This is a genomic window from Mesorhizobium sp. M7A.F.Ce.TU.012.03.2.1, assembly GCF_004006095.1.
In the GTDB taxonomy this organism is placed as follows: Bacteria; Pseudomonadota; Alphaproteobacteria; order Rhizobiales; family Rhizobiaceae; genus Mesorhizobium.
In genome coordinates, this window is the sequence record NZ_CP034779.1 from 2,887,113 (window position 1) to 2,910,353 (window position 23,241).

The following is a 23,241-nucleotide window of genomic DNA, read 5'->3' on the forward strand; positions in this document are numbered from 1 at the left end:
GATGCGCACATACTCGCCCGTGGCGCGCTGGCGACGGCGAGGCCTTCCTTCAGGCGTTCCAGACAAGGGCCGTCATGGTGTCGAGAGGCACGTCATGCGGATAGCAGGGGCCAGGCGGTTTGCCCCGCTGCCCGGCGTCAGTGGCGGCCCATTCCTGGACGTCGCTATCCGCCATATTTCTCCAGGAAGGCCTCGGCCTCAAGCTCCCGGAAGTCATCCAACGCGGTCCGCAGCCTTGCATGATCCCAGTCCCACCAGGCGAGCGCCTGGTAGCGTTCGGCCGTGCGGCGATCGAAGCGCTCGCGGATCGGCTTTGCCGGCACGCCGGCGACGATGGTGTAAGGCGCGACATCTTTCGAGACGACAGCACCGGCGCCGACCGCGGCGCCATCGCCGACGATGACGCCGGGCAGGATGGTCGAGCCATGGCCGAGCCAGGTGTCGTGGCCGATGGTGACACGTTTGGCGCGGCGCTGGGCGAAGAATTCTGTCTCGTGCTCGGCATCGTCCCAGTAGTCCGAGGCGCGATAGGTGAAGTGATGCAGCGTCGGCCGCCAGGTCGGGTGGTTGGTGGCGTTGATGCGCACAGCGGCGGCGATGTTGGCGAACTTGCCGATTGTCGCGCACCAGACGGAGCAGTCCTGCATCATGTAGGAATAGTCGCCAAGTTCGCTTTCCGAGACCCGGCTGCGGTCGGCGATCTCGGTCCAGCGGCCGAGCGTCGAATTCTGTACATCCGCCGTCGGGTGGATCAGCGGCGTCTCGGACAATTTCCTGCTCATGCGGCGATTTTTCCGGACGCGAAAGCGGTGACGTCGATGATGCGGTCGGCAACCGCCTCGCGCACGTCGTGGTCATGGAAGATGCCGAGCAGGGCGACATCAGCCGCCTTCTTGGCGGCGATGAGTTCGATCACGACGTCGCGGTTCCTGGCGTCGAGCGAAGCGGTCGGTTCGTCGAGCAGCAGGATCGGATGCTCGGTGATGAAGCCGCGCGCGATGTTGACGCGCTGCTGCTCGCCGCCGGAAAAGGTCGCAGGCGGCAAAGCCCAGAGTTTCTCCGGCAGGTTGAGCTGTGCCAGCAAGGCGCGCGCCTTGCCGCGGGCAATCTCGCGATCCTCGCCGCGCTCGACCAGCGGTTCGGCGACGACATCGAGCGCCGAAACGCGCGGCACGGTGCGCAGGAACTGGCTGACATAGCCGATCGTTTGCCGGCGCACCGCAAGCACGGTGCGAGGGCTGGCGGTGGCCAGGTCGATCAGCCCGTCATCATGCGTGACGATGATCTGGCCTTCGTCGACGGCATAGTTGCCGTAGAGCATCTTCAGGATCGAACTCTTGCCGGCACCGGACGGGCCGCCGAGCACGGTGCATTCGCCGGCCCTGATCGAGAACGAGACACCGGCGACAACAGGCAGTTTGATGCCGTCGCGCAGGTGCATGGTGAAGCTCTTGGCAACGTCGGAGACAACGAGGGGGGTCGGCATGGTTATACCTGAAGTATCGAGGAAACGAGGAGCTGCGTGTAAGGCGCGCGCGGGTCGTCGAGCACGCGGTCGGTGAGACCGCTTTCGACGACGCGGCCGTCCTTCATCACCATCATGCGCTGCGACAAAAGCCGCGCCACGGCAAGGTCATGGGTGACGACGATGGCCGCCAGACCAAGATCGGTGACCAGACCGCGCAGCAGGTCGAGCAGGCGCGCCTGGACCGAGACGTCGAGGCCGCCGGTTGGCTCGTCCATGAACACCAGACGCGGGCCGGTGACGAGGTTGCGGGCGATCTGCAGGCGCTGGCGCATGCCGCCGGAAAAGGCGCGGGGCTCGTCGTCGATGCGGTCCTCGTCGATCTCGACGCGCGATAGCCAGTCGACGGCGGTGGCGCGGATCTTGCCGTAGTGGCGGTCGCCGACCGCCATCAGCCGCTCGCCGACATTGGCGCCGGCCGACACCGTCATGCGCAGGCCGTCGGCCGGGTTCTGGTGGACAAACCCCCAGTCGGTGCGCATCAGGAAGCGGCGCTCGGCCTCACTCATGCGGTAGAGCTCGCGGAACTGGCCGTCGCGCATGCGGTAGCTGGCGCTGCCGGAGGAGGGCAGCAGCCGCGTCGACAGGCAGTTGAGCAATGTCGTCTTGCCGGAGCCGGACTCGCCGACCACAGCCAGGACTTCGCCCGGCCACAGGTCGAAGGAGACGTTGTCGCAGCCGACGCGCGAGCCGTAGAATTTGGAGAGCGCCGAGACGCGCAGCAGCGGTTCGTCGGTCATTGCGCCGGCTCCATTTTTTCCGAGGCAAGATGGTTTTCCGGGGCAAGGTGGCCGTGATAGCCGTCCGCCCGCCGCTTCTCGCAATGATCCGTGTCGGAGCAGACGAACATGTGGCCGCCATGGTCGTCGAGGATGACCTCGTCGAGATAGACATTCTCGGCCGCGCACAGCGCGCAGGGCTGGTCGAAGGTCTGCACCTCGAACGGATGATCCTCGAAGTCGAGGCTGACCACTTCGGTGAAGGGCGGCACCGCATAGATGCGCTTTTCGCGCCCGGCGCCGAACAGCTGCAGCGCCGGCGAGCGGTGCATCTTGGGATTGTCGAATTTCGGCGTCGGCGACGGGTCCATCACATAGCGGCCCTCGACCTTGACCGGATAGGCATAGGTGGTGGCGATGCGGCCGTGCTTGGCGATGTCCTCGTAAAGTTTCACATGCATGAGGCCGTATTCTTCCAGCGCATGCATTTTCCGCGATTCGGTCTCGCGTGGCTCGAGGAAGCGCAAGGGTTCCGGAATCGGCACCTGGTAGACAAGCACCTGGCCCGCCGTCAGCGGATGTTCGGGGATGCGGTGGCGGGTCTGGATGATGGTGGCGCTGGCAGTATCGGTGGTCACCGCGACGTTGGCGACCTTCTTGAAGAAGGCGCGGATCGACACCGCATTGGTGGTGTCATCGGCGCCCTGGTCGATGACCTTCAGCACATCGTCCGGGCCGATGATCGAAGCGGTGACCTGGACGCCGCCGGTGCCCCAGCCATAAGGCATCGGCATTTCGCGCGAGGCGAACGGCACCTGATAGCCGGGAATAGCTATGCCCTTGAGGATCGCCCGGCGGATCATCCTCTTGGTCTGTTCGTCGAGATAGGCGAAGTTGTAGGTGGCGATGTCGGTCATGGCGATCACATCCACATTGTGCTATCGAATTGGCGTCCAGGACGCGGAAACAGGGGCGAAATCGGATGACCCAGACCGCTTGGCTGCATATCGGAATTCTGCTGCTGGCGTTCGTCGGCGTGATCGCCTTTATCCTCCGAAGAATGGTTTTTCCCGGAGCCAGGGAAGGCGCGCATGGCGGGAGCATTGGCATCGGCGGCGGCCACAGTGGCGGGCATGGCGACCATTCGCACGACAGCGGTGGCGGTGACGGCGGATCGGGCGACTAGGCTCATTCTGCCGCCTCCTTCTTGTCTTTCAGCATGTCGGCATTTTCGCGGGCGTCGTACTCGGCGCGCATGCGGCGCACGAGGTCGAGTTCGGCCTGGAAATCGACATAGTGCGGCAGCTTCAGATGCTCGACGAAGCCGGTCGCCTGGACATTGTCGGAGTGAGAGATGACGAACTCCTCGTCCTGGGCCGCGGCGACGACATCCTCGCCGAGCTCCTTCGCGCGCAGCGCCCGGTCGCAGAGCGCCATCGCCATCGCCTTGCGCTCGCTCTGGCCGAAGACGAGGCCATAGCCGCGGGTGAACTGCGGCGGCGCCTTGGCTGAGCCTTTGAACTGGTTGACCATCTGGCATTCGGTGACGCGGACAGTGCCGAGCGGCACCGCGAAGGGCAGTTCGGGCACGTCGAGCTCGAGCTCGACCTCGCCGATGCGGATCTCGCCGACGAAGGGATGATTGCGGGCATAGCCGCGCTGGGTGGAATAGCCGAGCGCCAGCAGGAAACCTTCGTCGCCGCGTGACAGCGCTTGCAGGCGGATGTCGCGCGCCATCGGGAATTCCAGGGGCTCGCGGGTGATGTCGCCGAGGACATGGTCCTGCGGCATCTCGCCATCCGGCTCGATCAGGCCTTCGCGGGCGAGGATCGCCGAGACGCGCGGCATGGCTTGCGCTTCGGTCTCGCGCTGCAGCGGTTCGGCGACATCAGCGCCGGCGGCAAGCTCGGGATCGAGAAGCCGGTGGGTGTAGTCGAAAGTGGGCCCGAGCAACTGGCCGCCGGGCAGGTCCTTGTAGGTCGCCGACACGCGCCGCTCGACCAGCATGGTGGCGGTGTCGATGGGCCTGGAGTAGCCGAAGCGCGGCAGCGTGGTGCGATAGGCGCGCACCAGGAAGATCGCCTCGATCAGGTCGCCACGCGCCTGGACGATGGCTAGGGCGGCCAGCTCCCGATCGTAGAGCGAGCCTTCGCTCATCACCCGGTCGACGCCGAGCGCCAGCTGCTCGACGATCTGGTCGAGGCGAAGCGCCGGCACCGAACGGTCGCCGCGCCGGCGGTCGGCAAGCAGGCTGTGGGCGTTGGCGATTGCGGCTTCGCCACCTTTTACCGCGACATACATCTTACGCCTCCATCGTCTTGATGCGTGTGGTGCGCGGCAGGCAGGCAATGCCGTTAGTGGTGGCGAGGATGATGTCGACGCCGCGCGGGAAGCGCTTGATATTCTGTTTCCACTGCTCGACGAAATGGCGCGGCATCTGCGCCGGCGCGATCGAGGCGCTGGTTTCGATGCCGGGACCTTCAAGCAACAGCGGCGTGCCGGAGACGAGATCGCCGACTTGCAGGATCAGCGTGGTCGAACGGTCGGGATAGTCCTGCGTGCCCTGCGAAAAACCATCGAAAGACATCATCTCGGCCGGGGCCGCGATGAAGGCGAAATGCGCATCGGCCGGTGTGTTGGCCACGGGCGCGCCCGTGTGGAACCCAAGCCAGGATCTGATGGCGGTGGAAGCTTGCAGGGCCTGGTCGAGCCAGAGCGGGGTGTCGTTGTCGCACAGCGCCAGTGCGATGGCGCCGGCGGTCGCCGAGAGCGGCGCCGGCGGGCGGGCGAAGGCCGGCAGCGGCTGCACGGAGCCTGGCCGCGCCATTGCGTCCATGACGGCGCGGAACACGGTCTGGGCATTGAAGACCGGATCGGCGAAACCGCCCTCGATCGATTGCGCTGCAATGTCCATCAGTCTTCTCCGCGAACCATGGTGAAGAAATCCACCTTCGTTGCCGCCGTCTCGGCGCGGCGTTTTTCATGCGCTGCGGTCAGAGCCGACCGCAGGGGCGCTATCAGCCCGGTCTCGACCCCATTGCGGCGGGCAGGGTCCTGCCACAGCGCGTCGGCGATGGCCGCCAGCTTCGCCTTCTGCTTGTCGCGGCCAAGCGCATAGCAATGGCCGACCTGACCGGAGGGCAGCCGGACGGTGGCGCGGGTAACGGTCGCCTCGCCGACATTGAAAGGGGCGCCGCCGCCGCCGATGCGGCCGCGCAGGGTGACAAGGCCGGTTTCGGGGCCGCGCAGCAACTCGGCGTCCGAAGGCAGTCCGGCCTCATTCCAGAGCCGTACGATGTCATCGCCGCTGGATTGCGAAAGGGTTGCCATGGCGGCTTTGCGCTCGGCCTGGTCGCGGGCTTCCTGTCCTCGCATCAGCAGCATTCCTATTCGTGAATTTGTCTATTGATATAGACAACCATACAAATTATACCTATTATCTAACGCGTGTCCATGACGGGTGGATGACAGCGATAGAAGACCGGGCGCTGGAGGTGGGGCAATGAAGGTCGGGCGGCTGTCAGCGGACAGCATCGAGCGGCGCAGTGGCGTTTCGCTGTGGCGGCAGATTGCCGACAAGATCCTGCATGCGATCGCCATCGGCGATTTCACGGAGAATGCAGCGCTGCCGCCGGAGGTGGCGCTGGCAGAGCGCTATGGCGTCAACCGTCACACGGTGCGCAGCGCCATATCAGCCCTTGTAAGGGAAGGCGTGCTGCGGGCCGAGCAGGGCCGCGGCACCTTCGTACTGTCGCGCAAGCGGCTGTCCTATCCGATCGGGGCGCGCACACGTTTTTCGACAGGGCTGCAAGGGCAAACGACGGAACGGCACATCGTCCTGCTCGCCTCGTCGGTCGAGCCGGCCAGCCAGCGCGTCGCCGAGGGACTGGGTCTTCCCAAGGGAGCCGATGTGATCCGGCTGGAAACGCGCGGCGAAGCCGACGGACGGCCGGTGTCGCGCGCTGCCGGCTGGTTCGAGGCCCGGCTCTTTGCCGGCATCGATGCCGCGATGGCGGAAACAGGCTCGATCACCGCATCGCTGGCGCGTTTCGGCATCGACGACTATCTCCGGCAATCGACCGTGCTGTCGGCGCGCCATGCCGATGCGGCGGACCTTGCCGACCTCGACCTGCAGCCGGGCGCCATCGTGCTGGTCACGGTCGCCGTCAATGTCACGCCGGACGGCCAGCCGATCCAGTTTTCCGAGTCGCGCTTCCCGGCCGAACGGGTGGAACTGAAGCTGTCGGCGCTGTAGGGAGTGACGGGCTCACTCGGTCGCGCTCACTTGTCAGCGGCGGCGCATTTGACTACCGCCTTCCCCCACTCCGTCTCGGCTTCGCCGAGCCACCTCTCCCCCCTCCGGAGGGAGAGGAAAGGCGCCACGCTTGGCGGCGGGAGAAGCAGGGAGTCTGGTTGAGGAGCGTTGGCTGCAATAGGCTCGCACCCTTCCTCTACCCCGTCGATCGGGGAGAGGTGGCTCGGCGAAGCCGAGACGGAGTGGGGGTCGACCTGCGCGGGCGTCGTCAATTCGGGCCGGGTTCGCCGTTTGCCATGTTATGATCCGACCTCGATCACAGCCTTGATCAGGCCCGATTTCTCATGTGCCCAACGAGCCAGATCGCGCGGCGTGCCGGCGAGTGTGGTGCGATGTGTGACGAGCTTGGCCAGGGGAACGGCGCCGTTGCGGATCGAGGCGGCGACGTGATCGAAGTCGGCGCGCAAGGCGTTGCGGCTGCCGATCAGCGTCATCTCGCGCTTGTGGAATTCCGGATCGGAAAAGCTGATGTCGTCCTTGACAACGGAGACCAGCACCAAGGTGCCGCCATGCGCGACATGGGCAAAGGCCGACTGCACCGACTGGGTGTTGCCGGTGGCGTCGAAGACCACATCGAAGCCTTCGCCTGATGTCGCTTGCCTGACCAGATCGGGCACCGCGCCGCGCGAGCCGTCGAGGGTCTGGAAACCAAGCTCATTTGCGGCGAAGGCGAGCCTTTCACTGCTCATGTCGAGCAGCGTCACGTCGAGTTCGGCGATGCGGGCGAAGATGGCGGTGCCGAGCCCGATCGGGCCGGCGCCGATGACCAGCGTGCGGGCGCCGGGGTCGGCGCGGGCGCGCCGCACGGCATGCGCGCCGATGGCCAGGAACTCGACTGCGGCGGCGTCGGCCAGCGACAGGCCGTTGGCCGGGTAGAGATTTTGCGCCGGCACCAGGATGCATTCGCACATGGCGCCGTCGCGATGCACGCCCAGCACCTCGATCCTGACGCAGCAATTCGGCTTGCCGTGCCGGCAGGCGATGCACTTGCCGCAGGAAAGATAGGGGTTGATCACCACGGGCTCACCAACGGCAAGATCGACGCCGTCGCCGGTCTCGATCACAGTACCCGACACCTCATGGCCCATGATGCGGGGATAGGCGAGGAACGGGTGCTTGCCCTCGAAAATATGGTAGTCGGTGCCGCAGATGCCGACATGGCTGACCGCCACCAGCGCCCAGCCGGGAGGCGGTGCCTCTGGTGCGGGCCGGTCTTCAAGGACGAGATCGCCGGGCGAACGGCAGAGGACGGCTTTCATGCGCTAATCCAGTCATGAAATCGCCGGCCCGTTGGTGTGGTGGGCCGGCGGTTGATTGCGGGATCGCTACTTGCCGCGGCGGCGCAGGCCGTCGAAGTAGACGATGATGATGATCAGCGCGCCGGTGATGATGCGCTGCCAGAACGAGTTGACGTTGAGCAGGTTGGCGCCGTTGTTGATGGTGGCCAGGATGAAGGCGCCGAGCAGCGGCCCATGCACCGAGCCGACGGCGCCGAACAGCGAGGTGCCGCCGATGACCGAAGACGCGATCGCCTGCAGCTCCCAGCCCTCGGCCTGCGTCGGGTTGCCGATGCCGATGCGGGCGGCCAGCAGCACGCCGACAAAGGCGGCGCACAGGCCCGACAGCGTGTAGGCCATGTAGATGGTGCGCTGGACATTGACGCCAGACAGGCGCGAGGCCTCGGCGTTGGAGCCGACCGAGAACAGATACCGGCCCCAGCGGCTGTGGTGCAGGAAGATATAGGCCGGAATGCCGACCAGGATCACCATCCAGAACAGGTTGGGGATGCCGATAAAGGAATTGCGCGAGAAGGCGGTGAAGGTGTCGCTGTTGATGTTGATCGAATTGCCGTTGGTCATCAAAAGGCCGATGCCGCGCAGCGAGGTCAGCGTTGCCAGCGTGATGATGAAGGGCGGCAGGCCCATCTTGACGATGCCGAAGCCGTGGAACATGCCGATGGCGACGCCGACCAGCAGCGTCACCAGAATGGCGAGCCAGATGGGGAAGCCGGCATTGATCATCATGGCCACGACCACCGTGGCGAAACCGACCACGGCGCCGACCGACAGGTCGATGCCGCCGGTGATGATGACGAAAGTCTGGCCGACCGCCATGATGGCGATCATCGAGCCCTGGCGCAAGAGATTGGCCATGTTGTTGGCGGAGGCGAAGCTCGTCGTCGCCACGGAGAGAAGAATCCAGAGCAGAACCAGCAGCGCCAAAAGCGTCAGCCCAAACAGGACGTTGTAGTTGCGCTTCGGTTTTTCGACGGCGATCGCCTCGGTGCTCATATCTGTCCTCCCAGCTTTTCTTGTTTCTCGGCGAGCGCCTGAGTGAGAATATCCTCGTGGCTGGCGGCGTGAAAACCGTGCGTCGCCACCAGTTTGCCGCGCCGGAACACATGCAGCGTGTCGGCGAGTTCATAGACTTCCGGCAGATAGGACGAGATCAGGATGATGCCGGCGCCCTTTGACAAAAGTGCGCTGAACAGGCGGTAGATCTCGGCCTTGGTGCCGACATCGACGCCGACCGTCGGTTCGTCGAAGATGAACAGCTTGGCGCCGTGCGCCAGCCATTTGCCGATGACGATCTTCTGCTGGTTGCCGCCCGACAGGCTGGATGCCAGCGCGCCGCGCGTCGGTGTCTTGATGCGCAGATCGGCGATCTGGCGATCGGCTTGCGTCTTCTCCTGCGTGCTCGAAATCAGCAGATTGTTCGAGATACGCTTGTAGATCGGCAGGTTCAGGTTGAAGCCGACTGGCAGATTGAGGCAGAGGCCCTGGTCGCGGCGGCTTTCCGGCGCCAGCGCCATGCCGAGCTTGATCGCGTCATGCTCGGAATTGACCTGCACCTCCTTGCCTTCCCAGAGGATCTGGCCGGCGGATTTGCGGTGGCGGCCGTAAAGCGTGGTGACGAACTCGCTGCGTCCGGCACCGATCAGGCCATAGAGTCCGACGATCTCGCCGGCGCGGACCGTCATCGAGACATTTTCGAAGCCCTTGCCGGACAGGTTCCTCGCCTCGATGAGGGCGGCGCCCGGCGTGAAATGCTCCTTGTGGTAGACCTGCTCGATCGAGCGGTTGATCATCATCTTGACCAGTTCGGCATCGTTGGTCTCGGCGATGTTGCGGGTGCCGACCAGCGTGCCGTCGCGCAGCACGGAAACGCGGTCGGCGAGCTCGAACACTTCCTCCATGCGGTGGCTGATGTAGATGATCGTCACGCCTTCGCCCTTCAGCCGACGGATCAGGGTGAAAAGCTGGTCGGCCTCCTTGCGGGTGAGGTAGGCGGTCGGCTCGTCGAAGATCAGGAATTTGGTGCCGCGCACGGTGGCGCGGGCGGCGGCTATCAACTGCTGCTGGCCGATGGTCAGGTCGCCAAGCGTGACATGCGCCGGCAGGTCGAAGCCGAGGTCGTCGATGATCGTCTGCGCCTGCCTGACCATGGCGCGCTGCTGCAGGATGCCGAAGCGTGAATTCTCCTCGCCGAGGAACATGTTGGCGGCGACCGTCAGGTGACGGCACAGCACGACTTCCTGGTGCACGGCATTGATGCCGAGCGCCATCGCCTCGTGCGGCGTCGCCAGGGCGGCCGGCTGGCCCTCCCAGGCGATCTCTCCGGAGGTGCGCGGCATGACGCCGGTCAGAAGCTTGATGAGCGTGGATTTGCCGGCGCCGTTCTCGCCGACGATGGCGTGGATCTCACCGGACTTGAAGGCGAGGTCGACCGGCTTCAGCGCGTGGGTGCCGGGATAGCGCTTCTCCAGCCCGCGCAATTCGAGGATGGTCCGCCCCGGTTCCAGCACAGGGGCCGGATGCAGTTCCTGCGCCGTCGATGTCATGACAATCCTCCCAGATTGGCCTCACGATTGGCACGCGGCGAGACAAGGATATGTCTCGAAAACAGCCTAGCCTACGCTTATGGATTGCCAAGTCGTTTGCGCGGCAGCTTGTCCCCGGGGCGATGTGCCCCGGGGACCATTGCGGATGCGACGGCTCAGAGCTTCGGATTGAGCAGCGCGTCGATCTTGGGGTCTTTCATGTTGTCCTTGGTCACCAGATTGGCGCCGGTGTCGACATTGGCTTCGACCTTCTCGCCCTTGGAAGCGGCGAGTGCGGTCTTGATGCCGTCATAGCCCATCCGGTACGGATCCTGGACGACGAGGGCGGAAATGACGCCGTCGTTGAGGAACTTGATCAGCTTCTCGTCGCTGTCGAAACCGACCAGCGCCAGCTTGCCGCCAAGGCTGTTTTCCGCGACAGCCTGACCGACGCCCTGCGCCATGATCAGGTTGGAAGCGAAGATGCCCTTGAGGTTCGGGTTGGCGGTGATCAGGTCGGTGGCGATGTTGAGGCCGGTGGTGGCCTGGCCGTCGGCATATTTATCGGCGACCAGCTTGAGGCCCGGATATTTGGCGGCCAGCTGTTCGGTGAAGCCCTGCTTGCGCTGTTCGAGCGAGCCGGCGCCCGGCGCGTTGGTGATCAGGGCGACGTCGCCCTCGATCTTGCCGCCGTTGGCGGCGCCGATGGCGGCTGCGAGGCCGTCGGCAGCGACGCGGCCGCCCTGGACGTTGTCGGTGGTCAGGAACGAGGTGAAGGCCTTGGAGTCGGCGCCGGAGTCGATGCCGATGACCTTGACCTTGGCAGCGGCTTCATCGATCGGCTTGCCAAGCGCCTTGAACTCGGTCGGCGCAATGACGATGGCCGCCGGGTTGCTGGCAACGGCGTTCTCGAGGATCGAGACCTGGCCGTTGACGTCGGTTTCAGCCTGGGCACCGAGTTCCGGCACGTTGACGCCGAGATCCTTGCCGGCCTTGCGGGCGCCGGCCAGAACGATCTGCCAGTAGAACGACGTGGTGTCCTTGACGATGATCGGAATGGTGACGTCCGCCGCCGAAACCGGCGCCGAATGCATGACGCCGGCGAGCATCGAAGCTGCTGCCAGCGCCATGACGGCGCGGCGGTTGAGAATGCTGGTCACGAATTTCATGAGGTTTCCTCCCTAAGTCGCCCGGTGAACGATACGGAAGCTCCGTCCGGATAGGCGTGGTCCAAAACAGAACTTTATCAATAAAAAACAATTGCCATGTTTTGATAATGCATCGAACAGATCGATGCAAGCGCTGTTTGATCAGTCCTTGCGAGGCCTGGCAGAGGCAAATCCACCGCGCTGCTCCCCATTGGCGCCGTCACACTTCCGTTCCGTTCCGGGAACGTATGGAATATTAATTCCATCATTTCGTCAATATAGAATGTCCATTCCTTCGTGTGACCGCAAGAGTATGGAGTTTCACACCAGCTCCTGCACCAGCGTGTGGGGACGATATCTGGCGTATTCCGTCTCCGGCACGTCGATGTCGAGCAGTTGGAGGTTGCGCGTCAGGTTCGCCAGCTTGGCGGTGCCGGTCAGCACGGTGGCGACGGCAGGTTCATGCAAGGGGAATTGGAACGCTGCGGCGGCGAGCGGATAGCCTCCCTCGGCGGCGATCCTTTCCATTGCGCCGACGCGGTCGAGCACGTCATGGCTGGCAGGGCGGTAGTCGAAATGCGCGCCTTGCACCGGCCCGGTCGCCAGGATACCGGAGTTGAACACGCCGCCAATGACCAAGGAGGTCTGCCGCGCCCGGCACAGGGGCAGCAACTCCGCTTCGGCGCTGCGGTCGAGCAAGGAATAGCGGCTGGCGAGCAGGATGCAGTCGAGCGGCGCCTCGCGCATCACGTCCAGACAGATCTGCACTTCGTTGACGCCAAGCCCATAGGCGGAAATGACGCCGGACCGTTTCAGCTCTTCAAGTGCCTTGAGGCCGCCGTCCATCAGGTTGCGAAAGTGCAGCTTGGTCTTCTCGACACCATGGGTGTAGGCGCCGATGTCGTGGACAAACAGGATGTCTATCCTGTTTAGGCCAAGCCGCGCATAGCTGAACTCGACCGACCGCATGATGCCGTCATAGGAATAGTCGTAGTCGAGCGCGAAGGGCAGCGGATCGACATAGGAGTGATCGGGAACCTGATCGTCCGGCACCGGGCGGAACAGCCGGCCGACCTTGGTCGACAGCACATAGGAATCGCGCGGCTTGTAGCGCAGGAAGTCGCCGAAGCGGCGCTCCGACAGCCCGAAACCGTAGAAGGGTGCGGTGTCGAAATAGCGCAGGCCGGCATCCCAGGCGCCCTGCAGCGTCTCCATCGCCGCTTCGCGCGAACAGGCGCGGTAAAGGCCGCCAAGTGCAGCGCCGCCGAAGCTGACCTCGGTGACTTCCAGCGCTGTCTGGCCGATGCGGCGTCTTTCCATGCACAACCTCCCCGTTGCCCGCCGCTGACCGGCGCGCAGTCTACTTTATATCAGTAAAATCTAAAGTGTTGCGCCCAGATGCCAGGGCACGAACTCGTTGTCGCCGTAGCCGAAGTCCTCGCTCTTGGTCTTGCGGCCGGAAGCCGTCTCGACGATCAGTTCGAAGATCTCGCGACCCATACCGGCGATGGTCTTTTCGCCCGAGGCGATGACGCCGCAATTGACGTCCATGTCCTCTTCCATCTGGTGGTACATGGTCGAGTTGGTGGCGACCTTGATCGACGGCGTCGGGCGGCAGCCGAAGCATGAGCCGCGGCCGGTGGTGAAGACGATGACGTTGGCGCCGCCCGCCACCTGGCCGGTCGCCGAAACCGGGTCGTAGCCGGGCGTGTCCATGAACACCAGGCCGCTGCCAGTGACTTTTTCGGCGTAGCCGAAGACGCCGTTGAGGGGCGTCTGACCGCCCTTGGCGACCGCGCCGAGCGACTTCTCCAGGATGGTGGTGAGACCGCCGCGCTTGTTGCCGGGCGAGGGGTTGTTGTCGATCGAGGCGCCATGCTTGGCGACGTGGTCCTCCCACCATTTCACGAAGCCGTCGAGCTTCTGCGCGATCTCCGGCGTTGCCGCGCGGTAGGCAAGCAGATGCTCGGCGCCGTAGATCTCCGTGGTCTCGGAGAGGATGCCGATGCCGCCGACGCCGGCCAGGATATCGACAGCCGCGCCCAGCGCCGGATTGGCCGTGATGCCCGACATGCCGTCCGAGCCGCCGCATTGCAGGCCGACGACGATCTCGCTGACCGGGATCGGCTCACGCTTCAACTGGCCGACTTCCTCGGCGATCTCGGCCAGCACGCCCATCGCTTTTTCGACCGATTTGCGCGATCCGCCGGCGTCCTGGATGTTGAAATGGCGTTTGCCCGCAGCGACGCCCTTCTGGCCGTATAGGGTGAGCTGGTTGACTTCGCAGCCGAGGCCGACCATCAGCACGCCGCCGAAATTCGGGTGGCGGGCGTAGCCGGCGAGTGTACGGTGCAGCACCATCATGCCGTCGCCGGTGCCGCTCATGCCGCAGCCCTGGCCGTGCACGATCGGCACGAAACCGTCGATGCCGGGATAGTTCGGCAAAAGCGTGCGGTTGGCGGTGTCGGCGATGGAATGGCAGACGGTGGCCGAGCAATTGACGCTGGCGATGATGCCGATGAAGTTGCGCGTGCCGGCGCGGCCATCGGCGCGGCGATAGCCCATGAAGGTGCGGGCGCGGTCGGCCTCCGTCGCGTGCTCGGCCTCGCTCGGCGGCACGACCGGCAAGCGGCCTGATTCGAAAACCAGATTGTGCGAATGAACGTGCTCGCCCGGCGCGATATCCTGTGTCGCGCGACCGATCGCCTGGGCGTATTTCACCACGGCCTCGCCGGCGGCGATCGGCTTGATCGCCACCTTGTGGCCGGGCTCGATCAGCACACTGGCGACGGCACCGCCCGGCAACGCGGTGCCGATCTCGATGCGGCCGTTGGCGACGGCGACATTGTCGGCAGGGGACAGGAGAATGCAGTTGGAGGCGTTCACGGGCGGTTTCCTGGGTGATCCTGGGTTGCGCGGACGGATTGACACGCGTCTGTTTAGAGATAATGTCTTTTATCGTGAAAAAACAGTTTTGCGTCAATTGTTTTTTCGTGGGGAGTTCCGCATGTCTGGGTTGTTCCGGGAAGCAATTTCGCTTCTCAGGGCCATGGGAACGTCATATTGCGCTTCAAACCGGCCGCCGCAAGCGACGGCGTGCAACGGGTCAGGGATGTCGAAGAGCAACAACGTCTACAAGGATGCCTACAACCGCTGCCTGCGGCTGCTCGACGAAACGCGCAGCCTGCCTTCGGAGCCGGAACTGGGCACCTTGCTTGGCGTCAGCCGTACGACCGTCCGCACCATTCTTGCGCGCATGGAAGAGACAGAGCTGATCGCCTGGGACAAGCGCGCCAAGACGGTGCTGCGCGAAGCGCGTCCGGACGATTTTTTCCCCGAAGAAGAGACCGACACGCTGGCCGAGATCATCGAACGGTCGTTCATGCGCAGGCTGCTCGCCGGCGGCGCCGAGGCCGGCATGCAGATCAACGAACTCGAACTGGCGCGTGAGATCGGCGTCGGCACCACCAGCGTGCGCGAGTTCCTGATCCGCTTCTCCCGCTTCGGCCTGATCGAGAAGCGCCGCAACAGTCACTGGGTGCTGAAGGGCTTTACGCGCGCCTTCGCGCTGGAGCTGACCGAAATCCGCGAGATGTTCGAACTGCGCTCGGCGGCCGCCTTTGCCGCTTTACCGCAGGACAGCGCGGTCTGGACCGATCTCGACCGCCTGGAAGACGAGCATCGCCAGTTGGCAAACGACATCGCCACCCGCTTCACCGAGTTCTCCGAACTCGACGAGCGCTTCCACCGGCTCATCCACCGGGCGTCGCGCAACCGCTTCATCGTCGATTTCTACGATGTCATCGCCATGATCTTCCACTACCATTACCAGTGGAACAAGGCGCAGGAACGCGAGCGCAACGAAGTCGCGATCGGTGAGCATCTGGTCTACATAGAGGCGCTGAAATCACGCGATCTCGGCAAGGTCGACGCCGCTTGCCGCAAGCACCTGAAGTCGGCGCGCCAGACATTGCTGACCTCGATCCCGGAGAGCCGATCGCTGCAAAAATCCTGAGCCGCATAGCGGCTCGGAGCCTCGTTTCATGCATGTCGTTGTCCCAAAACCGCTATACACTTTTGGGCGACATGCATTGAGCCTGCCGCGTTGGCGCCGCGGCGATTTGGCGATTTTCCACCCGCCAGCCTCGTGCTAGGAATGTCGCATTGCTGCGAAGAGGCAGGGCTTTGAGCGTATCGAGGAGACGGTGGAGCATGCCGGTCGCGCTGGTCGCGGCCTATCTGCTGTTGCTCCAGTCGACGCTCGGAGCATTCGCCTTCGGCACCGGTCCCAATGCATCGCAGCTCGACGCCTTCGGCAACGTCATCTGCACCCATGAGGGCGCAGCCCAGCTTCCCGGCGGCAACCAGCCGCCGTCCCATCTTCCGGCATGCTGCGTGCTCGGCTGCAGCATGGCTTCGGCGGCCTTTGCGCCGCCGCCCGGTGCTGGTCTGGCGCTGGGCAGCCTTTCCTTCAAAACGGTCGCCTTTGTTTTTCCGGCGGCCATCCATCTCGACTTTGCGCGTGAGCGCTCACCGTCGAACCCGCGTGCGCCGCCGCTGACGGCCTGAGCCTGTTTGCCCGGCGGAACCTTTTCGTGGGCGTACCCATCCAAAGATCAAACTGCTCGCGACCGGCAACGGCGCGACCTTCACTTCATGGAGCAACCATGTCCTATTTTTTCCCTGACGCCGCGCGTCTTATGCCCGGCGGCATTCTACGCGGCATCGAAGAGCGTGTCGGCATTGCCGTGCTGGCTCTTGCGCTGCTGTTCACAGGCTCCCAGTCCGTCCTCGCGCATGAATTCAAGGTTGGCGATCTCGAGATCGGCCACCCTTGGTCGCGCGCCACACCGGCCGGTGCCAAAGTGGCCGGGGGTTATTTCACCGTCACCAATAACGGCAGTGCACCGGACCGGCTGGTGTCGATTTCCTCCGATGTTTCTGAAAAGGCCGAGCTGCATGAGATGGGCGTCAAGGACGGCGTCATGACCATGCGTCCGGTTGCCGGGGGCTTGGAGATTCCGGCCGGCGGCAAGGTCGCGCTCGCACCCGGCGGCTATCATTTGATGTTCATCGGTCTGAAGCGGCAACCCAAGCAGGGCGAGAAGTTTTCCGCCACGCTGACCTTCGAAAAGGCCGGCGCCGTCAGCGTCGATTTTGCCGTCGAAGGCATGGGTGGTGGCGCCATGGACGACCACGCCGATTGATCGCGCCAGCTAGACAAATTTTGAAAATCCGAGGGACCATCATGAACAAATATGTTTTGTCGGCCGGCGCACTTCTCGCGCTCGGAACCAGCGCCGCCTTCGCGCATATCACGTTCGAAACCCAGGAGGCGGCGGTCGGCTCGACCTACAAGGCCGTTTTGCGCGTGCCGCATGGCTGCGAAGGCAAGGCGACGACCGCCGTGCGCGTGCAGATTCCGGAAGGGGTGATCGCGGTGAAGCCGATGCCGAAGCCTGGCTGGACGCTACAGACCAAGAAGGGCAAGTACGACAAATCCTACCAACTCTACGGTCAGGCGGTGACCGACGGGGTCAAGGAGGTCGACTGGAGCGCCGGCAGCCTGCCCGATGAATTCTACGACGAGTTCGTCTTCCGCGCGACGTTGACGGCGGATCTCCCGGCGGGCCAAAAACTCTACTTCCCGGTGGTGCAGGAATGCGACGGCGCCGCCGATCGCTGGATCGAGATCCCAGCGGCAGGGCAGGATGAAGACGCGCTGGAAAGCCCGGCACCCGGCATCAAGCTGCTGCCGAAGAAATGATCTCCCAAGCGGCGCGCCCTTTCGAGCGCGCCTCTCCTTTTCGTGGCGGTGACATGAGCACGACCTCCTTCCTGCAAACGGCTTCCATGACCGGCCAACGCGCCGGCCGGCTTGCCGCCGGCCTGTTGGCCGTGATCGTGTTTCTTGCCAGCCTTGCCGTGTCGGATCAGGCCTTTGCCCATGCCGCGCTGGTCAAGACCGACCCGGCCGACGGCGCGGTGCTGGCACAGGGGCCGGCGCAGTTCTCGCTGACCTTCAGCGAGCCGGTCTCGCCTCTGGTGCTGACGCTGGTGAAGCCCGACGGCAAGCCGGTTCCGCTAACGTCATTCCGGCTCAGCGACCAGACCGTCGAGATCGACAATCCGCAGCCACTCAAGTCCGGCACGCATGTCTTGAGCTGGCGCGTCATCTCCGCAGACGGTCATCCCGTCGGCGGATCGCTGCTGTTTTCCATCGGCGCGCCCAGTGAGCCGCCCGCCGTATCCGAAGCCGTCGACTGGCCGTTGCGGTCGGCTATCTGGACGGGCAAAATCTTTCTCTACGTCGGCCTTTTCCTCGGCGTTGGCGGCGCCTTCGCGCTTGCCTGGCTGGCCGGAAGTGGCCGCGCCGGGCAGCGCTTCGTTGCAGCTGCAATCCTGAGCGGGCTGGTCACGGCATCCTTATCGCTCGGTTTCCAGGGGCTTGATGCGCTTGGGGTGCCGCTCTCCCATCTGGCGCAGCCGGTCATCTGGCGGACCGGGCTCGGCACCAGTTTCGGCTCGACAGTGCTGGTCGCGCTGATCGCGCTGGGGCTTGGCCTGCTGTCGCTGGCCGGTCCCCTCGCCACCGCCAAACCATTGGCGCTGGCCGGCCTGGCCGGGGTGGGGATTGCCCTTGCCGCCAGCGGCCATGCCGGTGCCGCCGAACCGCAATGGCTGACGCGGCCGATGGTGTTCCTGCATGGGGTCTGCATCGCGTTGTGGGCCGGCGCATTGGTTCCACTCGGGCTGGCGCTGAAGAGGCAATCGGCGGAGGCCACGCCATTCCTGCGGCGGTTTTCTTGGGCGATCCTGCCCGTGGTGGCGGTGCTTGCCGCTGCCGGCATCGTGCTTGCCGTCATCCAGGTGCAAACACCCGCGGCATTGGTCGACACCGCCTATGGAAGGCTGCTGCTGATCAAACTCGGGCTGCTGGTCTTTCTGTTCACGCTTGCCGCCGTCAACCGCTGGAAACTCACCGCGTCGGCCGAGGCGGGATCGACGGAAGTTCAACGCAGGCTGGTCCGCTCGATCGGCGTCGAGATGTTGATCGTGTTGGCTATTTTCGGCGTTGCCGCCGGCTGGCGCTTCACACCGCCGCCCCGAGCCCTGGCGATTGCGGCAGCGCAACCGGTGTCGGTTCATATCCACGCGCTGCAAGCGATGGCCGATCTCAGCATCACTCCCGGCCATGCCGGCCCGGTCGTTGCCTCGATGGTCATCATGAGCGGCGATTTCGGCCCGCTCGACGCCAAGGAGGTGACGCTTGTGCTGTCAAAACCCGATTCCGGCATCGAGCCGCTGAAGCGCGCTGCGAGCAAGCCCGGTGACGGCACCTGGCGCGTCGACAATCTCGTCATCCCGGTGCCGGGCCGGTGGACGGTGCGCATCGACATCCTGGTCTCGGACTTCGAGATGGTGAAGATCGAGGCGCCCGTCGATATCAGGCCGTAGCGTCGGCCTTATTGTCCTCACGAAATAGCACCCGCAAAAAGGAGCGACCCAGTCGGCAAATGACGACTGTCAAAATGGTCGCTTTCGTTCGACCTTGGCGGCCATCACTTCGGTTTCGATGCCAATCGCGGTCGTCTCGCCCTATCGAGGCGCATTGGCAAGGGCAAGCTAGGACAAATCGCATGAAGAAGGATCAACGCCTCTCCACTGCGGGGAACGAGAATGCCGGGCGCAACAGGCGACCACCAAACCTCAAGGCGCTGGCTGCGCACAACGACCTTGGCGCTTTCATCGAAAAACTTGATCGTGATCCGACGGAGCCGATGCCTGTCGACATCATCAATCATCTCAGCCTGGGCCGATTTCCGGACGCCCGCAAGGTGGCTGAGCGGGTCTCTGCGCCGAAGGGCTATGTGCCGCGATTGGAATCGAGGCTCAACCTGCCTGTTGCGAAGGCCGTCGCGCGGCCTGAGGGCAAGCCGACGCGCACGGGCAGGCGAAACGAGGATCTGCTCAAGGCCTATGTTCCTCGCCATCTCGCCGTGCGAACGGTCCCACGGTTGCGACCGTTCTTTGCTGGACCGGACGGCGATATTGCCGTCAAGCGGTCGGGGCTTACGGCTATCGGCATGGATCTGGTGGCGTTTCCCTGGTCGGCGATAGGCCACATCCGCACCTTATCCGAAGGCAAGGAGCTTCCAGGAGGCACCGCCTTCATGGTTGGGCCGAACCTGTTGATGACAGCCAGCCATGTCATGCCGTGGGACTACAGCGGCAACTGTCAAATCGAATTCACGCCGGCTATGTACCCGGGTCACTCCCCTCGCTTCGGCTCCACATGGGTCAGCGACTGGTATGGCGTCAGGCATGACGGCTTCTGGGATATGGCGTTCAAAGCGGATGCCAGCGACTATGCAATCTGCAGGACGATTGATCCGATTGGCAACGTCTGCGGCTGGCTGGGTACGCAGGCCTTCGACGACCACGATGAGTATTTCGACCATCTTTACATGAGCGCTGGCTATCCTGATTTCGCCGCCGGATACCCGGCTGTCGAGCTGGCTGCCTTCATCAGAGATGTCGACGGAGACAAGCATGCGCGCGAGCTTGAAACGACAAACTTCGCCGGCCACGGGTGGTCGGGAGGACCTCTGTTCGGCTTCATCCGCGACGACTGGCGCGTCGTGGGAGTTTGCCATGGCCAGGAAACCGAGTTCGTGGTTCCCTTCCCGCCTTGGAACCCGCCTTGGAATGTGAATCTGCTCTTTGCCGGAGGGGACGCAATGGTGGATTTGGTCTACCATGGTTATGCCAACTACAATTTCTGAACCCGCTTTTCCCTCGACGCCGGCACCTGAATTTCCCGGCGGCTGCGCCAATTGCCAATCTTCTCGGCTCTGGTCTTCACGTTCGATCCGCGCAACACAATTCGGCGAGGCGGTTGACGCGGCCCGAAAGGCCCGTCAATCATCCCGTGAAGAATGGCATCCCGTGATGAATGGGCATCCCCGCAAATCGCGGGCTCGAACCAACAAGATCCGAAAGCAGGGAAGAAACGATGGAAAATGCCGAAATCGGCCTGATCGGCCTTGGCACGATGGGCTCCAACCTGGCGCTCAACATCGCCGAGCACGGGCACCGCATCGCTGTCTTCAACCGCACCAGGGCGCGCACCGACGCTTTCATCGAGAATGCCGGCGCGCTCAGGGACATGGTCGTGCCCTGCTACAGCCTGGAAGAGCTTGCCGCCGCGATCCGGCCGCCGCGCCCGATCATCATCATGGTGCTGGCCGGCAAGCCGGTCGACGAACAGATCGCGGCTCTGCGCGGCGTTCTGTCGGCCAACGACATCGTCATCGACGCCGGCAATGCCAATTTCCGCGACACGATGCGGCGCTTCTCCGAGCTTTCCGGCTCGGACCTCACCTTCATCGGCATGGGCGTGTCCGGCGGCGAGGAGGGCGCGCGCCACGGGCCGTCGATCATGGTCGGCGGTACGGAGGACTCGTGGAAGCGCGTCGAGAAGGTGCTGACGGCGATCTCCGCCAAGTTCAAGGACGAACCCTGCGCGGCATGGCTCGGCACCGACGGCGCCGGGCATTTCGTCAAGACCATCCACAACGGCATCGAATATGCCGACATGCAGATGATCGCGGAGATCTACGGCATCCTGCGCGACGGCCTGGGCATGGACCCGAAAGAGATCGGCACGGTGTTTGCCAACTGGAACAAAGGCCGGCTCAATTCCTACCTGATCGAGATCACCGCCAAGGTGCTGGCCGCTGACGATCCGAAGACCGGCAAGCCGGTGGTCGACATCATCCTCGACCGCGCCGGCCAGAAAGGCACGGGCAAATGGTCGGTCATCGAGGCGCAGCAACTCGGCATTCCGGCGACGGCGATCGAGGCGGCGGTGGCGGCACGCGTTCTGTCATCGATCAAGGACGAGCGGCTGGCGGCGGAAAAGGCCTATGGCAACGTCGGCGTGACGAAGATTTCCGGTGACAAAGATGCCCTGCTGAAAGATCTGGAACTGGCGCTGTTCGCCGGCAAGATCGCCGCCTACGCCCAAGGTTTTGCGGTGATGAGCGGCGCCTCCAAGGAATTCAACTGGAACCTGCCGATGCCGACCATCGCCAGGATCTGGCGCGCCGGCTGCATCATCCGCTCGCAGATGCTCGACACCATGGCGGAAGCCTTCAGCAAGGGCGGCGCCTCGACCAACCTCCTGATGGCCCCGGCCTTCATCGCGCTGATGCAGGAAGCGCATCCGTCGCTGCGCCGTATCGTGGCGAGGGCTTCGGAGGCCGGCTCGCCGGTTCCGGCGCTGTCTTCCGCACTTGCCTATTTCGACAGCTACCGTCAGGGCCGCGGCACCTCGAACCTGATCCAGGCGCAGCGCGACTTCTTCGGCGCGCACGGCTTCGAGCGCATCGACGACAAGGGCGCGTTCCATGGGCCGTGGGGAAGCGGTGCGGCTGGCTAGCCCAAGGGCCTAAACGGAAACCGGCGGGCTGAACGCCCGAACCTCGCTGGTGGCGACCAGGCGCTGCAACGAGCCGGGTGCGGCGCCGCCGATCCAGCCGAGCACGGAGCGGGCGAGATCGGAGCCGGCCAGGCGGAAGTTCTCGTTGACGACGAGCAATTCCGGCCGGAACAGGTGCAACAGGTCCGACGACTGCTTGGACACGACATCGACGTCGCGGCCAAGCTTGAGGCCGGCATCCTCGATGCCGGCGACGATCGCCAGTGTCGCGGCGGCAGCGCTGCTGACGAAGCCGTCCGGCCTGTTCTCGCGACGCATCACCTGCGCGGTCCTGGTCCTGATCTGCTCGATCGTGTGATCGATGGAAACGGTGTTGAACGGAATTTCGCTGGCTCCGACCTCGCTCAGCGCATCGGCAAAGCCGTTCAGCGTGTGGCCATAATAGGTCAGCCCGGGCGGCGGCGACAGAAGCGCCAGCTTGTGCCTGCCCATGCTCGCCAGGCGGCGCACGGCCTCCATCGCGAAAACATGGTTGTCGAAGTCATGGTAGGGATGGACGAGGCCCATGTCGGTGCGGCCATGCGTGGCAAAGGGCATGCCGTGCTCGAGCATGTAGCGGGCGCGCGGATCGTTCGGTTGGGTGCGCGAAATGATGACGCCGTCGGCCGAGCCGGTCTCGACGAGATAGCGGATCGGCTCCATCGGATCCTGCGAGCGGGAATAGGGCGTGACGATCAGGTGATAGGGCGTTTCGGCGAGCACTTCCGAAACGCCGTAGATGATGTCCGAGACAAAGCTCATGATCTCGCGGTCAGTGTTGAGCACGAGGCTGATGACATTGGTCCTGCCGGTGCGCAGACGCACGCCGGCGCGGTTCGGCCGGTAGCCGATCTGCTTGGCGACGAGCTGGACGCGGCGCCTGGTTTCGGCGCCGATTTCCGGGGCATCCTTCAAGGCGCGTGACACGGTGGTGACGCCGAGCCCGGTCATGAAGGCAAGCGTCTTCAACGTCGGCCGTCCCTGTGCCGAGGTCTCCCCGCTCTTGTCCGTACGCTGTCTGTCCATTCGTCCCGCCCGTCAGGCGCATAGCAGCCGCGAGCCATGTCGGCAATCGCCGTCATGGCGATACGATATGCGTTCCAGCCCCGGTAAAGTCTCAATATACTGAAACGTTACAGATTGCCATATCGAGTTACATGTCCCTCGCCCACGAGGTGGATGGTTCTTTTGCGAAACGCTTGGGATTCCAGGAGAAATCGCCTCTGCCGCC

At 64.2% G+C, this 23,241-nt stretch carries 24 protein-coding genes; 9 read left to right on the plus strand and 15 right to left on the minus strand.

Annotation, left to right across the window (positions count from 1 at the left end):
• Positions 1 to 49: 49 nt before the first annotated feature.
• From EJ079_RS34195 to EJ079_RS13955, 5 genes are read right to left on the minus strand one after another with little or no spacing between them, the layout of a single operon-like run.
• A complete protein-coding gene (locus EJ079_RS34195; RefSeq protein WP_281040156.1) occupies positions 50 to 175 on the minus strand; it encodes a hypothetical protein in 126 nt (41 codons plus the stop codon).
• On the minus strand, positions 165 to 782 hold the full coding sequence (locus EJ079_RS13940; RefSeq protein ID WP_127809269.1) for a DapH/DapD/GlmU-related protein: 618 nt from the start codon (positions 780 to 782) through the stop codon (positions 165 to 167). Before EJ079_RS13940 ends, EJ079_RS34195 begins: the two co-directional genes overlap by 11 nt.
• Positions 779 to 1,486: a phosphonate C-P lyase system protein PhnL gene (gene phnL / locus EJ079_RS13945; RefSeq protein ID WP_127809270.1), complete on the minus strand. Its 708-nt coding sequence runs from the start codon at positions 1,484 to 1,486 to the stop codon at positions 779 to 781. The genes EJ079_RS13940 and phnL overlap by 4 nt, the downstream gene beginning before the upstream one ends.
• A 2-nt stretch (positions 1,487 to 1,488) precedes the next feature.
• Positions 1,489 to 2,265 (minus strand): phosphonate C-P lyase system protein PhnK, encoded by a 777-nt coding sequence (gene phnK / locus EJ079_RS13950; RefSeq protein WP_127267988.1) that lies wholly within the window; start codon positions 2,263 to 2,265, stop codon positions 1,489 to 1,491.
• Complete coding sequence (locus EJ079_RS13955) at positions 2,262 to 3,161, minus strand: alpha-D-ribose 1-methylphosphonate 5-phosphate C-P-lyase PhnJ (protein ID WP_127809271.1); 900 nt, start codon at positions 3,159 to 3,161, stop codon at positions 2,262 to 2,264. The genes phnK and EJ079_RS13955 overlap by 4 nt, the downstream gene beginning before the upstream one ends.
• 65 nt (positions 3,162 to 3,226) lie before the next feature.
• Here EJ079_RS13955 and EJ079_RS13960 point away from each other — a divergent pair, with 65 nt between their 5' ends.
• Positions 3,227 to 3,430, plus strand: a complete 204-nt coding sequence (locus EJ079_RS13960; protein ID WP_127382629.1) for a hypothetical protein — start codon at positions 3,227 to 3,229, stop codon at positions 3,428 to 3,430.
• 2 nt (positions 3,431 to 3,432) lie between these two features.
• On the opposite strand, the gene EJ079_RS13965 is transcribed toward EJ079_RS13960, so the two are convergent.
• The 3 genes from EJ079_RS13965 to phnG are packed head-to-tail and all read right to left on the minus strand — an operon-like array spanning position 3,433 to position 5,619.
• Positions 3,433 to 4,545 carry a carbon-phosphorus lyase complex subunit PhnI gene (locus tag EJ079_RS13965; protein ID WP_127809272.1) on the minus strand — a complete coding sequence of 371 codons (1,113 nt, stop codon included), beginning with the start codon at positions 4,543 to 4,545 and terminating at the stop codon, positions 3,433 to 3,435.
• A gap of 1 nt (position 4,546) precedes the next feature.
• A complete protein-coding gene (gene phnH, locus EJ079_RS13970) occupies positions 4,547 to 5,158 on the minus strand; it encodes a phosphonate C-P lyase system protein PhnH (protein WP_127809273.1) in 612 nt (203 codons plus the stop codon).
• Entirely contained in the window at positions 5,158 to 5,619 is a 462-nt protein-coding gene (gene phnG, locus EJ079_RS13975) for a phosphonate C-P lyase system protein PhnG (RefSeq protein ID WP_127809274.1), read from the minus strand. The genes phnH and phnG overlap by 1 nt, the downstream gene beginning before the upstream one ends.
• Positions 5,620 to 5,746: 127 nt before the next feature.
• Between phnG and phnF the strand changes: the two genes are divergently transcribed.
• Positions 5,747 to 6,499, plus strand: a complete 753-nt coding sequence (gene phnF, locus EJ079_RS13980) for a phosphonate metabolism transcriptional regulator PhnF (RefSeq protein WP_127809275.1) — start codon at positions 5,747 to 5,749, stop codon at positions 6,497 to 6,499.
• Between the two features lie 299 nt (positions 6,500 to 6,798).
• Here phnF and EJ079_RS13985 read toward each other — a convergent pair whose 3' ends face one another.
• The 6 genes from EJ079_RS13985 to EJ079_RS14010 form a co-directional block, all read right to left on the minus strand.
• Positions 6,799 to 7,818, minus strand: a complete 1,020-nt coding sequence (locus tag EJ079_RS13985) for a zinc-binding alcohol dehydrogenase family protein (protein ID WP_127809276.1) — start codon at positions 7,816 to 7,818, stop codon at positions 6,799 to 6,801.
• A gap of 66 nt (positions 7,819 to 7,884) precedes the next feature.
• Positions 7,885 to 8,850: an ABC transporter permease gene (locus tag EJ079_RS13990; RefSeq protein ID WP_023812479.1), complete on the minus strand. Its 966-nt coding sequence runs from the start codon at positions 8,848 to 8,850 to the stop codon at positions 7,885 to 7,887.
• Complete coding sequence (locus EJ079_RS13995; protein ID WP_127328220.1) at positions 8,847 to 10,400, minus strand: sugar ABC transporter ATP-binding protein; 1,554 nt, start codon at positions 10,398 to 10,400, stop codon at positions 8,847 to 8,849. Before EJ079_RS13995 ends, EJ079_RS13990 begins: the two co-directional genes overlap by 4 nt.
• 155 nt (positions 10,401 to 10,555) lie before the next feature.
• Positions 10,556 to 11,548, minus strand: coding sequence for an ABC transporter substrate-binding protein (locus EJ079_RS14000; RefSeq protein WP_127272465.1), 993 nt, complete (start codon positions 11,546 to 11,548; stop codon positions 10,556 to 10,558).
• A gap of 300 nt (positions 11,549 to 11,848) precedes the next feature.
• Entirely contained in the window at positions 11,849 to 12,847 is a 999-nt protein-coding gene (locus tag EJ079_RS14005) for an aldo/keto reductase (protein ID WP_127809277.1), read from the minus strand.
• 60 nt (positions 12,848 to 12,907) lie between these two features.
• Complete coding sequence (locus EJ079_RS14010; protein ID WP_127809278.1) at positions 12,908 to 14,413, minus strand: altronate dehydratase family protein; 1,506 nt, start codon at positions 14,411 to 14,413, stop codon at positions 12,908 to 12,910.
• 226 nt (positions 14,414 to 14,639) lie between these two features.
• Here EJ079_RS14010 and EJ079_RS14015 point away from each other — a divergent pair, with 226 nt between their 5' ends.
• The 7 genes from EJ079_RS14015 (at position 14,640) to gndA (ending at position 21,971) form a co-directional block, all read left to right on the plus strand.
• The gene (locus EJ079_RS14015; RefSeq protein WP_127809279.1) at positions 14,640 to 15,542 is read left to right on the plus strand and encodes a GntR family transcriptional regulator; all 903 of its coding nucleotides are present in this window, start codon (positions 14,640 to 14,642) and stop codon (positions 15,540 to 15,542) included.
• Positions 15,543 to 15,739: 197 nt separating this feature from the next.
• Positions 15,740 to 16,096, plus strand: a complete 357-nt coding sequence (locus EJ079_RS14020) for a hypothetical protein (RefSeq protein WP_127809280.1) — start codon at positions 15,740 to 15,742, stop codon at positions 16,094 to 16,096.
• A 98-nt stretch (positions 16,097 to 16,194) separates the two neighbouring features.
• Complete coding sequence (locus EJ079_RS14025) at positions 16,195 to 16,734, plus strand: copper chaperone PCu(A)C (protein ID WP_127809281.1); 540 nt, start codon at positions 16,195 to 16,197, stop codon at positions 16,732 to 16,734.
• Between the two features lie 41 nt (positions 16,735 to 16,775).
• On the plus strand, positions 16,776 to 17,294 hold the full coding sequence (locus EJ079_RS14030) for a YcnI family protein (protein ID WP_127328226.1): 519 nt from the start codon (positions 16,776 to 16,778) through the stop codon (positions 17,292 to 17,294).
• A gap of 53 nt (positions 17,295 to 17,347) precedes the next feature.
• Complete coding sequence (locus EJ079_RS14035; RefSeq protein ID WP_127809282.1) at positions 17,348 to 18,985, plus strand: copper resistance CopC/CopD family protein; 1,638 nt, start codon at positions 17,348 to 17,350, stop codon at positions 18,983 to 18,985.
• A gap of 182 nt (positions 18,986 to 19,167) precedes the next feature.
• Positions 19,168 to 20,313, plus strand: coding sequence for a serine protease (locus tag EJ079_RS14040; protein WP_127809283.1), 1,146 nt, complete (start codon positions 19,168 to 19,170; stop codon positions 20,311 to 20,313).
• A 230-nt stretch (positions 20,314 to 20,543) separates the two neighbouring features.
• Complete coding sequence (gene gndA, locus EJ079_RS14045; protein ID WP_127809284.1) at positions 20,544 to 21,971, plus strand: NADP-dependent phosphogluconate dehydrogenase; 1,428 nt, start codon at positions 20,544 to 20,546, stop codon at positions 21,969 to 21,971.
• Between the two features lie 9 nt (positions 21,972 to 21,980).
• On the opposite strand, the gene EJ079_RS14050 is transcribed toward gndA, so the two are convergent.
• The gene (locus EJ079_RS14050) at positions 21,981 to 23,036 is read right to left on the minus strand and encodes a LacI family DNA-binding transcriptional regulator (protein ID WP_127271211.1); all 1,056 of its coding nucleotides are present in this window, start codon (positions 23,034 to 23,036) and stop codon (positions 21,981 to 21,983) included.
• Positions 23,037 to 23,241: the final 205 nt, after the last annotated feature.

Excerpts from the sequence above, each read along its gene's own strand:
- EJ079_RS13960 (WP_127382629.1), top strand. The coding sequence starts at position 3,227 with ATGACCCAGACCGCTTGGCTGCATATCGGAATTCTGCTGCTGGCGTTC.
- phnL (WP_127809270.1), bottom strand. The coding sequence starts at position 1,486 with ATGCCGACCCCCCTCGTTGTCTCCGACGTTGCCAAGAGCTTCACCATG.
- phnG (WP_127809274.1), bottom strand. The coding sequence starts at position 5,619 with ATGCGAGGACAGGAAGCCCGCGACCAGGCCGAGCGCAAAGCCGCCATG.
- EJ079_RS13990 (WP_023812479.1), bottom strand. The coding sequence starts at position 8,850 with ATGAGCACCGAGGCGATCGCCGTCGAAAAACCGAAGCGCAACTACAAC.
- EJ079_RS34195 (WP_281040156.1), bottom strand. The coding sequence starts at position 175 with ATGGCGGATAGCGACGTCCAGGAATGGGCCGCCACTGACGCCGGGCAG.
- EJ079_RS13955 (WP_127809271.1), bottom strand. The coding sequence starts at position 3,161 with ATGACCGACATCGCCACCTACAACTTCGCCTATCTCGACGAACAGACC.
- EJ079_RS14020 (WP_127809280.1), top strand. The coding sequence starts at position 15,740 with ATGCCGGTCGCGCTGGTCGCGGCCTATCTGCTGTTGCTCCAGTCGACG.
- EJ079_RS14015 (WP_127809279.1), top strand. The coding sequence starts at position 14,640 with ATGTCGAAGAGCAACAACGTCTACAAGGATGCCTACAACCGCTGCCTG.
- gndA (WP_127809284.1), top strand. The coding sequence starts at position 20,544 with ATGGAAAATGCCGAAATCGGCCTGATCGGCCTTGGCACGATGGGCTCC.
- phnF (WP_127809275.1), top strand. The coding sequence starts at position 5,747 with ATGAAGGTCGGGCGGCTGTCAGCGGACAGCATCGAGCGGCGCAGTGGC.
- phnH (WP_127809273.1), bottom strand. The coding sequence starts at position 5,158 with ATGGACATTGCAGCGCAATCGATCGAGGGCGGTTTCGCCGATCCGGTC.
- EJ079_RS14030 (WP_127328226.1), top strand. The coding sequence starts at position 16,776 with ATGAACAAATATGTTTTGTCGGCCGGCGCACTTCTCGCGCTCGGAACC.
- phnK (WP_127267988.1), bottom strand. The coding sequence starts at position 2,265 with ATGACCGACGAACCGCTGCTGCGCGTCTCGGCGCTCTCCAAATTCTAC.
- EJ079_RS14050 (WP_127271211.1), bottom strand. The coding sequence starts at position 23,036 with ATGGACAGACAGCGTACGGACAAGAGCGGGGAGACCTCGGCACAGGGA.
- EJ079_RS13940 (WP_127809269.1), bottom strand. The coding sequence starts at position 782 with ATGAGCAGGAAATTGTCCGAGACGCCGCTGATCCACCCGACGGCGGAT.
- EJ079_RS13985 (WP_127809276.1), bottom strand. The coding sequence starts at position 7,818 with ATGAAAGCCGTCCTCTGCCGTTCGCCCGGCGATCTCGTCCTTGAAGAC.
- EJ079_RS14000 (WP_127272465.1), bottom strand. The coding sequence starts at position 11,548 with ATGAAATTCGTGACCAGCATTCTCAACCGCCGCGCCGTCATGGCGCTG.
- EJ079_RS14025 (WP_127809281.1), top strand. The coding sequence starts at position 16,195 with ATGTCCTATTTTTTCCCTGACGCCGCGCGTCTTATGCCCGGCGGCATT.
- EJ079_RS14035 (WP_127809282.1), top strand. The coding sequence starts at position 17,348 with ATGAGCACGACCTCCTTCCTGCAAACGGCTTCCATGACCGGCCAACGC.
- EJ079_RS14005 (WP_127809277.1), bottom strand. The coding sequence starts at position 12,847 with ATGGAAAGACGCCGCATCGGCCAGACAGCGCTGGAAGTCACCGAGGTC.
- EJ079_RS14040 (WP_127809283.1), top strand. The coding sequence starts at position 19,168 with ATGAAGAAGGATCAACGCCTCTCCACTGCGGGGAACGAGAATGCCGGG.
- EJ079_RS13995 (WP_127328220.1), bottom strand. The coding sequence starts at position 10,400 with ATGACATCGACGGCGCAGGAACTGCATCCGGCCCCTGTGCTGGAACCG.
- EJ079_RS13965 (WP_127809272.1), bottom strand. The coding sequence starts at position 4,545 with ATGTATGTCGCGGTAAAAGGTGGCGAAGCCGCAATCGCCAACGCCCAC.